We start from the raw sequence: 9,989 nt of genomic DNA, 5'->3' as shown, positions 1-9,989 counted from the left end.
GGTCGTCAGGCGGCGAAAAGCCGAAGGCAATCCTGTGCGCCTCGTCAGACAAGATGTGCGGCCGCATCAATCGGGCCCAAAAGCCGCACTCTCACGAATAGGACGGGCTAACTCAAGCAAAGGAGAACGACCATGAAGCCCCGCATGAACTTCTACCAGGCCGCCCCCGACACGATGAAGGCGCTGATGGCGCTGGAGGAGCAGATCCAGTCCACGGGACTCGAGAAATCGCTGATCGAGCTCGTCAAGATCCGGGCGTCGCAGATCAACGGCTGCGCCTTCTGCATCAACATGCACACCGAGGACGCCCGCAAGCGCGGCGAGACCGAACAGCGCATCTATCTGCTCAACGCCTGGCGCGAATCCCCGCTCTATACCGATCGCGAGCGTGCCGCGCTGGCCTGGACGGAATCAGTGACGCTGATCTCCGAGACCCACGCGCCGGACGACGTCTACGAGCAGGTCCGCGCGCAATTCTCCGACGCGGAGACGGTGAACCTGACGATGCTGATCGGCGCCATCAATGCCTGGAACCGAATCGCGATCGCGTTCCGCGCGGTCCATCCGGTGAAGGTGAAGGCGTCGGTGGCATAGGCCGCCGCCTCGCGCGCAAATCTCGTAGGGTGGGCAAAGGCGCACTTGCGCCGTGCCCACGTCTTCTGACCCTTCGCTGAAGGAATGGTGGGCACGCTTCGCTTTGCCCACCCTACGATAGCTGAGCGTGCGGCTTAAACCGCCGTCGCCTTGGCGAACTCGATATAAATCTCCCGCAGGCGCGTTGCCATCGGACCTGGCTTGCCGTCACCTACCTTCTTGCCATCGATCGCAACCACCGGCTGGACGAACAGCGACGCCGAGGTGGCGAAGGCTTCCTTGGCGGCGAGCGCCTCGGCGACCGTGAAGGAACGTTCCTCGACGCGGAGCTGACGCTCTTCGGCGAGCGCCACCACGGCCTTGCGGGTGCAGCCCGGCAGGATCGCGTTGGAGTTCTTGCGGGTCACGATGACGTCGTCCTTGGTCAGGATGAACGCCGAGGACGAACCGCCCTCGGTGACATAGCCGTCTTCCAGCATCCAGGCCTCGCCGGCGCCGGCTTCGGCCGCGGCCTGCTTCGCCAGAACCTGCGCGAGCAGTGCCACGCTCTTGATGTCGCGCCGCTCCCAACGGATGTCGGGCACGGTGATCACGTTGATGCCGGTCTTGGCCGAGGCGGCGTTGATGATGTCCTTCTCTGAGGTGAACATCACCAGGCTCGACTTGACGTCGCCCTTGGGAAAGGCGAAGTCGCGGCCCTTGTCGGCGCCGCGCGTGACCTGGAGATAGACGAGGCCGTTCTCGACCTTGTTGCGCGCGATCAGCTCCTTCTGGAGCTCGGTGATGCGCTCCACCGTCTCCGGCAGCTTCAGCTTGATCTCGCCCACCGAGCGCTCCAGCCGCGTCAGGTGCGAAGCGTTGTCGACGAGCTTGCCGTCGAGCACCGCCGAGACCTCGTAGATGCCGTCGGCGAACAGGAAGCCGCGATCAAGCACCGAGATTTTGGCGTCCGAGAGCGGGACGAATGAGCCGTTGACGTAGGCGATCGAGTCCAAGGCAGGTCTCCTGGCGGGAGTGGGGAATTTGGCCACCGGTATAGGAGATTTGGCGAGCCCGATAAACCCTACTCTTCGTCATCCCGGGGCGCGCGTAGCGCGAGCCCGGGATCCATACCCCCGATGGTGGTTATGGATTCCGGACCCGCGCCAAGAGGCGCGTCCCGGAATGACAGCAGAGGTTAATGCGACAGAATCTTCGACAGGAACTTCTGCGCGCGGTCGCTGCGCGGCTTGCCGAAGAAGTCTTCCTTCGCGGCGTCCTCGACGATCTCGCCGCGGTCCATGAAGATGACGCGGTTGGCGACCTTGCGGGCAAAGCCCATCTCGTGAGTGACGACCATCATGGTCATGCCTTCGCGGGCGAGATCGACCATGACGTCGAGTACCTCGCTCACCATCTCGGGGTCGAGCGCCGAGGTCGGCTCGTCGAACAGCATGACGATCGGATCCATGGCGAGTGCGCGGGCGATCGCGACGCGCTGCTGCTGGCCGCCGGAGAGCTGCGCCGGAAATTTCTGCGCCTGCTCCTTCAAGCCGACGCGGTCCAGGAGCTGCATGCCCTTCGCCACAGCCGCGTCGGACGACCGTCCCAGCACCTTCTGCTGCGCGAGGCAGAGATTGTCGATGATCTTCAGGTGCGGGAATAGCTCGAAATGCTGGAACACCATGCCGACGCGCGAACGCAGTTTCGGCAGATTGGTCTTGGGGTCATTGATCTTGGTGCCGTCGACGCTGATGTCGCCTTCCTGGAACGGCTCCAGCGCATTGACGCATTTGATCAGCGTCGACTTGCCCGAACCCGAGGGGCCGCAGACCACGACGACCTCGCCCTTGGTCACGCTGGTGGTGCAGTCGGTCAGCACCTGGAAGGTCGGGGTGTACCATTTGTTGACGTGGCTGATTTCGATCATGACCGATGCGCTCTATCGAAGGATGGCGATGCGCGCCTGGAGGCGACGAACGCCGAAGGACGCGATGCAGGAAATGGTGAAGTAGACGACGGCCGCAAACAGATACATTTCGACCAGCCGCCCGTCGCGCTGCGCGACCTTGCTGGCCGCGCCGAGGAAGTCCGTGATCGACAGCACGTAGACCAGCGAGGTGTCCTGGAACAGCACGATGGTCTGCGTGATCAGGACCGGCAGCATGTTGCGGAACGCCTGCGGCAGCACGACGTAGCGCATCGTCTGCGCATAATTGAGCCCAAGCGCGCTGGCCGCGGCGGGCTGTCCGCGCGAGATCGACTGGATGCCGGCACGCATGATCTCGGAGAAGTACGCGGCCTCGAACATGATGAACGTGATGAGCGAGGATGCGAACGCGCCGACGCTGATCGGGCGCGCCGCGCCGGTCAGCCACTGCCCGAGATAGGGTACCAGGAAGTAGAACCAGAAGATGACCAGCACCAGCGGCAGCGAGCGCATGAAGTCGACATAGATGCCGGCGATGCGGCCCAGGATCTTGAAGCCCGAGAGCCGCATCAGCGCGAGTGCCGTGCCGAAGATCAGGCCGCCAAGCGCGGCGAGTGCCGTCAGCGTAAACGTAAACGTCATGCCCTCGTAGAACAGATAGGGCAACGCGCGGATAATGACGCCGAAATCGAAATTGCTGAACATGGCGCTATTTCCCCGTGATGTAGCCGGGGATCGCGACCCAGCGCTCGAGGAAGCGCATCGCAGTCACCACGACGGCGTTGACGAGGAGATAGAGGAGGGTCGCGGCGGTGAAGGCCTCGAACACCTGGAACGAGAATTCCTGCATCGAGCGCGCCTGTCCGGTGAGTTCGAGCAAACCGATGGTGATGGCCACGGCCGTGTTCTTGATGGTGTTGAGGAACTCGGAGGTCAGCGGCGGCAGGATGATGCGGAACGCCATCGGCAGCAGCACGTAGCGATAGCCCTGCACGGTGGTCAGCCCGAGCGCAGTCGCCGCCATCTTCTGCCCGCGCGGCAACGAGCCGATACCGGCCTGCAATTGCACGGCGACGCGCGCCGACATGAAGAAGCCGATGCCGATCGCAGCCGTCCAGAACGGCGCATTCGGCAGTTGCTTCAGCCACAGGCCGGCGGCCTCCGGCAGCAATTCCGGCAGCACGAAGAACCACAGGAAGAGCTGCACCAGCAGCGGCATGTTGCGGAAGAACTCGACCCAGCAGAAGCCGAACCAGTACGCGCCCTTCGACGGCAGCGTGCGCATCACGCCGACGATCGATCCGGCGATCAGCGCGATGATCCAGGCGAGCACGCCCGTCTTCAGGGTCAGCACCAGGCCCGACAACAGCATGTCGAGATAGGTCCCGGTCCCCATCGGGTTCGGCTCGAAGAAAATTCCCCAGTTCCAGTGGTAGTTCACGTGTCCCCCGCGCGAACGCGCCAATCACAGATGTCCCGGGCGTCTATGCAAATGTCCGGCCACCCTGGTGTCAAGAGTGGCCGGACATCATTTTGATCCCGAAGTCCCGATTCCAGGACGGATCGGAGCTTACTTGTAGTCGTCCGGATTCGGCGAGTCGCTCGGCTTAGCGAACTCGTTCTTCAGCTCGGCCGAGATCGGGGTGTTGAGGTTCAGACCCTTCGGCGGGATCTTCTGCGTGAACCACTTTTCGTAGATCTTCTGGCCCTCGCCGGAGGTGTAGAGCGCGGCGGTCGCGGCATCGACCACCTTCTTGAAGGCGGCGTCATCCTTGCGCAGCATGATGCCGTAGGGCTCGGGCTTCGAGAACGCGTCCTTGGAGATGACGTAGTCGTCCGGCGCCTTCGAGCCGGCAACCAGGCTCGCAAGCAGGATGTCGTCCATGACGAAGGCGACCGCGCGATCGGTCTCGACCATCAGGAAGGCTTCGGCGTGGTCCTTGGCCGGGATGATGTTGGCGCCGAGCTTCTTCTCGACGTTGGCCTCGGTGAGCTGCTTGATGTTGGTGGTGCCCGCGGTCGAGACCACCGCCTTGCCCTTGAGGTCATCGATGGACTTCAGGCCGCTCGACTTCTTGAAGACGTAGCGGCTTGCGGTCAGGAAGTGGGTGTTGGTGAAGGCGACCTGCTTCTGGCGCTCGACATTGTTGGTAGTCGAGCCGCATTCGAGGTCGATCGTGCCGTTGGCCATCAGCGGAATGCGGGTCGCCGAAGTCACCGGGTTGAGCTTGACCTCGAGCTTGTCGAGCTTGAGCTCCTTCTTCACGGCGTCGACGATCTTGTAGCAGATGTCCATCGCGAACCCGACGGGCTTCTGGTTGTCGTCGAGATAGGAGAACGGGATCGAGGAATCGCGGAAGCCGAGCGTGATGGCGCCGGTGTCCTTGATGTTCTTCAGCGTGCCGGTCAGCTCCTGGGCCCCGGCCTGGCTGACGGCGAAGGTCGCGGCGAGCGCGAGGCCGATGCTACGGAAATGTCTCACTTTTTTGTTCCCCTTTCAGGATGATGCGGCCGGATGCAAGCACAAATCAGGCCGGATTAGAATGTGACTTTCGGCTGGATTGCGGCTCAGGTTAATGGCTCAGCTTAATGGCTTGGGCAATTCCCCAAGATCCCAGAACAGCCCGGCCATCACCGTCAAGGCCTCTTCGGTCAATGGCAGCAGGATGTGCTCATTGGGCGCATGCTGGGAGCAGCCGGGATAGGAGTGCGGGACCCAGATCGTCGGCAGGCCCAGGATCTCGGAAAACACGTCGTTGGGCAGCGAGCCGCCGAAATTCGGCAAAACGGCCGGCGCCTTGCCGGTGGTCTCTTTCACCGAATCCGCCGCCCATGTGATCCAGGGGCTGTCGAAATCGGTGCGCGACGCCGCAAAGCTCCGGGCGGCCCGCACCTCGACCATCGGAAAGCCCTTTTGCACCAGATGCGCGCGGACGGCATCGATCAGGCCGTCGACCTTGGTGCCGACCACGAAACGCAGTTGCAGCACGGCATTGGCGTGGCCGGGGATGGCGTTGGCCGGCTTCTCGATATTGCCGGACGACATCGCCAGTACTTCGAGCGTGTTCCAGGCATAGAGCCGCTCGGCGGCCGACAGCCCTTCCTCGCCCCAGTTCTCCGCGAGCGCCGGCTCGTCCTCGGTCGGCACCACCTCCACGTCGGCGAGATAGCTGCGGATCTGGTTGGTGAGCCGCGGCGGCTTCAGCGCGTCGAGTTGAAGCCGGCCATGGCCGTCAACCAGCGTCGAGATCGCGTTGACGAGAATGGTCGCGGGGTTGGCGAGCACGCCGCCCCAATTGCCGGAATGATGGCCGCCATCGCGCAGATTGACGTCGAGATGAATGCGGATGCCGCCACGGCAGCCAAGGAACAAGGTCGGCCGGTCGGCCGACAGGCGCGGTCCGTCGGAGGCCATGAACAGATCGGCCTTGAGTGCATCGCGATTGAGGTCGCAGACCTTGCCGAGATCGGGCGAGCCGATCTCCTCGCCCATTTCGACGATGAATTTTGCGTTGAAGCCGAGCTTGCCGCCGCGGGCCTCGCGCACCGCGCGGAGTGCCGCCATGTTGATGCTGTGCTGGCCCTTGTTGTCGGCGGTGCCACGGCCATAGAGCCGCGTGCCCGCAACCGTCGTGCGCCAGGGATCGCGGCCGTCGCGCCACTCCCCCTCCATGCCGTCGACGACGTCACCATGGCCGTAGATCAGCACGGTCGGGGCGGACGCGCTCTCGTGATGCTCGGCGAACAGGAACGGCGCCTTGCCGCTCGGGGATTCGACGATGCGGCTGGTAAAGTCGAGCGCGGCAAAGGAGGGCATCATCTCCTGTTCCAGGTAGCCGCGCAGCTCGGCGCCGCGCGACGGGTTCTGGCTTTCGGTCTTGAAGGCCACGCGGCGGTCGAGTTCGGCGAGGAACGCGCCGGATTTGAAGTCGTCCCGGGCGCGGGCGATGGCGTCGGCTCTGGTCATGGCTGGTTTTTCGAGGCGTTGGGACGAAGGACCTTACCCGAGACAGGTAGCCCTTCGAAAGTGGCGGGGACTTGGACAGTTCTTGGAGTTCTCTTGTAGTTCTCTTGCGATTTCGTTCTTGCTCTCTTGAGATTGGCTTGCCAAGAGCGGGAGCGCCGCTGATCTTGGCCTTGCCAAGCGCAAGCCTTTCTTTTCTTGGCCCTTGCCAAGGGCCAAGAATATGCAAGAACTTCGCCAAGTTGAGGCGCACGTTTATCATTCGAAGAGCGCTCGGTACAGGGCGCCGGGGGATCATCATGGCCAAGCAGATCAGGCTCAACGCCTTTGCGATGAATTGCGTCGCGCATCAATCACCCGGGCTGTGGACCCATCCGCGCGATCGCACCGCCGAATATAACCGCCTGCCCTACTGGATCGATCTCGCCAGGACGCTGGAACGCGGCCGTTTCGACGGGTTGTTCCTGGCGGACGTGCTCGGGGTCTATGACGTCTATGGCAACAGCCCTGACGCGGCCTTGCGCAATGCAGCGCAGACGCCGTCGAACGAGCCGCTGCTGCTGCTCTCGGCGATGGCGGCGGTGACGAAAAATCTCGGCTTCGGTGTCACCAGTAACCTGTCCTTCGAACCTCCCTACCCGTTCGCGCGGCGGATGTCGACGCTCGACCATCTCACCGAGGGACGGATCGGCTGGAACGTCGTCACCGGCTATCTCGACAGCGCCGCGCGCGGCGCCGGCAAGGACAAGCAGACCGGACACGACGACCGCTACGACATCGCCGACGAATATATGGAGGTGGTCTACAAGCTCTGGGAAGGCAGCTGGGAGGACGACGCCGTTCTGCGCGACCGGGCGCGCGGCATCTTCACCGATCCGAGCAAGGTTCATCGCATCAATCATGAGAGCGCGAATTATCGCATCAGCAACACCATCCATCTCAGCGAGCCGTCGCCGCAGCGGACGCCTGTGCTGTACCAGGCCGGCACCTCGCCGCGCGGCCGGCAATTCGCGGCGAAGCATGCCGAATGCGTGTTCATGTCGGGACCGTCGGCCAAGATCATTGCGCCGCGCGTCTCCGCGATCCGCCAGGAAGCCGCCGCGCTCGGCCGCAACCCGGCGAAGATCCTGATGTTCAACATGATGACGATCATCCTCGGCAATACTGAAGCCGAAGCAGCGGCCAAGTATGCCGACTACCGGTCGCATATCAGTCCGGAAGGCGCGCTGGCCCTAATGTCGGGATGGACCGGCATCGACTTCTCCGGCTACGAGCTCGACCAGCAGGTGCGTCACGTCCAGAACGATGCTGGTCGCAGCGCACTGGACAACGTCACCCGCGGCGACCCCGACCGCGTCTGGACCGTGCGTGACGTCATCGAGCATGTCGGCATCGGCGGCGCCGGCCCCGTCGTGGTCGGCACGCCCGAAAGCGTCGCTGACAAGATCGAGGATTGGTTCGAGAAGACCGACGTCGACGGCCTCAACGTCGCCTTTGCGATCTCGCCCGGCGATTTCGAGGATATCGCCGACATGCTGGTACCGGAGCTGACCAAGCGCGGCCGCTACAAGCCGGAATACGCAAAGGGCACATTGCGGGAGAAGCTGTTCGGCGACGGCCGCGCAAGGCTCGGTGCGCCGCATCCGGCGGCGGGGTATCGGGTGGGGAAGCGGGCATAGGCCGCCACACCTTCGGTGTCGTCCCGGCGAACGCCGGGACCCATTACCCCAGGGAGCAGTTTGGCGAAGGCTGGTCGTTCGGGATTACCACCATCCGCAACCGATAGATCACGCGGTATGGGTCCCGGCGTTCGCCGGGACGACAGCGGAGCTACACCTTCCCGTCCACCATCACCTCGATCAGCTTCGTCCCCGGTCGGCCGAACGCCGACGCCAACGTCGCCTTCAGCTCACGCGGATCACTCACCTTGATCGCCTCGCAGCCGAGTGCCTTCGCGATCCCCGCGAAATCCACCGGCGGATCGACGAAATCCATGCCGACGTAATTGTCGTCGCCATGGAAGGCGAGCAGGCGCTGCTTGATGATGCGGTAGCCGCCATTGTTGGCGATGACGACGTTGAGCGGCAGCTTGTGGTGCGCCGCCGTCCACAGCGACTGGATCGAATACATCGCGCTGCCGTCGCCGGAGAAGCAAATCACCGGGCGATCCGGATTGGCGATGCTGGCGCCGACGGAGGCCGGCAGGCCCCAGCCGATGCCACCGGAGGCAAGCCCATGATAGCCGAAGCGGTCGCGGTGCGGACGCAGCGCCGTGATCTGGCGGCTCGAGGTCAGCCCTTCGTCGACGAGGATCGCATGATCGGGCATGGCCTCGACCATTTGCAGCACCAGGAAATCCGGATCGATCGGGCTACGGCCGGCGCTCTTGCCGATCTGCTCGACCAGCGCGGCACGCCGCGCGGTCCAGTTCTTTGGCGCGAGCTCGGCGAGGCGCTGCTTTGCACGGCTTGCCAGCGCAGCGCCGCCCATCTCCTTCAGCACCGGGATCAGCGCCCGCAGCGTTTCCTTCAGATCCGCCTTCAGCGCGATTTCGGCCCCGTAGTTCTTGGCGATCTCCCAATCGACCAGGCCGATCTGCACGATGCCGAGTCCTTCAGGCAGCGCGTCGAGCTCGCTATAAACCGACATCCGCAAGGGATCGCCGCCGAGTGCGATCAGGAGGTCATACGGTGCAAGCGTGTCGCGCGCGGCCTTCTGCACGCGCGCCAGCGTGCCGACGAAGCTCGGGCTTTCCGAGAGGAAATGCGAGCCATAGGGCGTCGAGGACTGATAGGCGGCCGCGCCCAAAAGCTCGGCGAGTTCGGCAGCCTCCTTCAGTGCATCGCTCTTGACCACCTCGTCCATGGTGACGATGACGGGACGTTCGGCCTTGAGCAGCCGCGCGGCAAACGCCTTCAGCGCCTCGTCCGATGGCTTTACGCGAGCATCGATGCGGGTGGAGCGGCCGAGATCGATGCCGGCCTCGCTGTTGAGGATGTCGCCCGGCAGCGAGATGAACACCGGCCCGGTCGGCGGCGTCATCGCGACCTTGGCGGCGCGGCGCACGATGCGCGGCAGATCTTCCAGCCGCGTCACCTCGACCGCCCATTTCACCAGCGGCTCGGCCATCCGCACCAGCGGGCCATAAAGCACCGGCTCCATCAGACCGTGGCCCTGCTCCTGCTGGCCGGCGGTCAGGATCATCGGCGTGCCCGTGAACTGGGCGTTGTAGAGCGAGCCCATCGCGTTGCCGAGCCCCGGCGCGACATGGACATTGCAGGCGACGAGCTTGCCGGAGGCGCGGCTGTAGCCATCGGCGATCGCGACCACCAGGCTCTCCTGCATTGCCATCACATAGGTGAGATCAGGATGGTCCTTCAGCGCATGCATGATCGGCAGCTCGGTGGTGCCGGGATTGCCGAACAGATGGGTGATGCCCTCGTCCTTGAGCAGCGCGAGAAAAGCGGAGCGGCCGGTAATCTTGTTCTTCATGTTTCCTCCAGGCCCCGCGGGCGCTGCCGC

General features: G+C 63.9%; 9 protein-coding genes. 2 read left to right on the top strand and 7 right to left on the bottom strand.

Going from position 1 to position 9,989, the window contains the following annotated elements:
• The first annotated feature begins 132 nt into the window (after positions 1-132).
• Positions 133-594: a carboxymuconolactone decarboxylase family protein gene (locus tag QJT78_RS31570; RefSeq protein WP_007615070.1), complete on the top strand. Its 462-nt coding sequence runs from the start codon at positions 133-135 to the stop codon at positions 592-594.
• Between the two features lie 134 nt (positions 595-728).
• Here QJT78_RS31570 and QJT78_RS31565 read toward each other — a convergent pair whose 3' ends face one another.
• The 6 genes from QJT78_RS31565 to QJT78_RS31540 form a co-directional block, all read right to left on the bottom strand.
• Positions 729-1,589, bottom strand: coding sequence for a D-amino-acid transaminase (locus QJT78_RS31565; RefSeq protein WP_028147940.1), 861 nt, complete (start codon positions 1,587-1,589; stop codon positions 729-731).
• A gap of 182 nt (positions 1,590-1,771) precedes the next feature.
• Positions 1,772-2,503, bottom strand: a complete 732-nt coding sequence (locus QJT78_RS31560) for an amino acid ABC transporter ATP-binding protein (RefSeq protein ID WP_028147939.1) — start codon at positions 2,501-2,503, stop codon at positions 1,772-1,774.
• A 12-nt stretch (positions 2,504-2,515) separates the two neighbouring features.
• Positions 2,516-3,208 carry an ABC transporter permease subunit gene (locus QJT78_RS31555; protein WP_038942523.1) on the bottom strand — a complete coding sequence of 231 codons (693 nt, stop codon included), beginning with the start codon at positions 3,206-3,208 and terminating at the stop codon, positions 2,516-2,518.
• Positions 3,209-3,212: 4 nt separating this feature from the next.
• Entirely contained in the window at positions 3,213-3,944 is a 732-nt protein-coding gene (locus QJT78_RS31550; RefSeq protein WP_038942524.1) for an amino acid ABC transporter permease, read from the bottom strand.
• Positions 3,945-4,073: 129 nt separating this feature from the next.
• Positions 4,074-4,985: an amino acid ABC transporter substrate-binding protein gene (locus QJT78_RS31545; protein ID WP_028147936.1), complete on the bottom strand. Its 912-nt coding sequence runs from the start codon at positions 4,983-4,985 to the stop codon at positions 4,074-4,076.
• Positions 4,986-5,084: 99 nt separating this feature from the next.
• The gene (locus QJT78_RS31540) at positions 5,085-6,470 is read right to left on the bottom strand and encodes a M20 family metallopeptidase (RefSeq protein ID WP_038942525.1); all 1,386 of its coding nucleotides are present in this window, start codon (positions 6,468-6,470) and stop codon (positions 5,085-5,087) included.
• Positions 6,471-6,766: 296 nt separating this feature from the next.
• On the opposite strand from QJT78_RS31540, the gene QJT78_RS31535 reads away from it, so the two are divergent.
• The gene (locus QJT78_RS31535) at positions 6,767-8,146 is read left to right on the top strand and encodes an LLM class flavin-dependent oxidoreductase (RefSeq protein WP_281460397.1); all 1,380 of its coding nucleotides are present in this window, start codon (positions 6,767-6,769) and stop codon (positions 8,144-8,146) included.
• 151 nt (positions 8,147-8,297) lie between these two features.
• Here QJT78_RS31535 and QJT78_RS31530 read toward each other — a convergent pair whose 3' ends face one another.
• Complete coding sequence (locus QJT78_RS31530) at positions 8,298-9,959, bottom strand: thiamine pyrophosphate-binding protein (protein WP_038942527.1); 1,662 nt, start codon at positions 9,957-9,959, stop codon at positions 8,298-8,300.
• Positions 9,960-9,989 lie beyond the last annotated feature (30 nt).

This window comes from Bradyrhizobium sp. Mp27, from assembly GCF_029953005.1.
GTDB classification, from domain to species: Bacteria; Pseudomonadota; Alphaproteobacteria; order Rhizobiales; family Xanthobacteraceae; genus Bradyrhizobium; species Bradyrhizobium barranii.
Note: the sequence above shows the minus strand (reverse complement) of the source record. Positions and strands in the feature narration are given on the sequence as shown.

Bases quoted from the DNA above. Each gene is read 5' to 3' on its own strand.
- QJT78_RS31570 (WP_007615070.1), top strand. From the start codon at position 133: ATGAAGCCCCGCATGAACTTCTACCAGGCCGCCCCCGACACGATGAAG.
- QJT78_RS31560 (WP_028147939.1), bottom strand. From the start codon at position 2,503: ATGATCGAAATCAGCCACGTCAACAAATGGTACACCCCGACCTTCCAG.
- QJT78_RS31555 (WP_038942523.1), bottom strand. From the start codon at position 3,208: ATGTTCAGCAATTTCGATTTCGGCGTCATTATCCGCGCGTTGCCCTAT.
- QJT78_RS31540 (WP_038942525.1), bottom strand. From the start codon at position 6,470: ATGACCAGAGCCGACGCCATCGCCCGCGCCCGGGACGACTTCAAATCC.
- QJT78_RS31535 (WP_281460397.1), top strand. From the start codon at position 6,767: ATGGCCAAGCAGATCAGGCTCAACGCCTTTGCGATGAATTGCGTCGCG.
- QJT78_RS31530 (WP_038942527.1), bottom strand. From the start codon at position 9,959: ATGAAGAACAAGATTACCGGCCGCTCCGCTTTTCTCGCGCTGCTCAAG.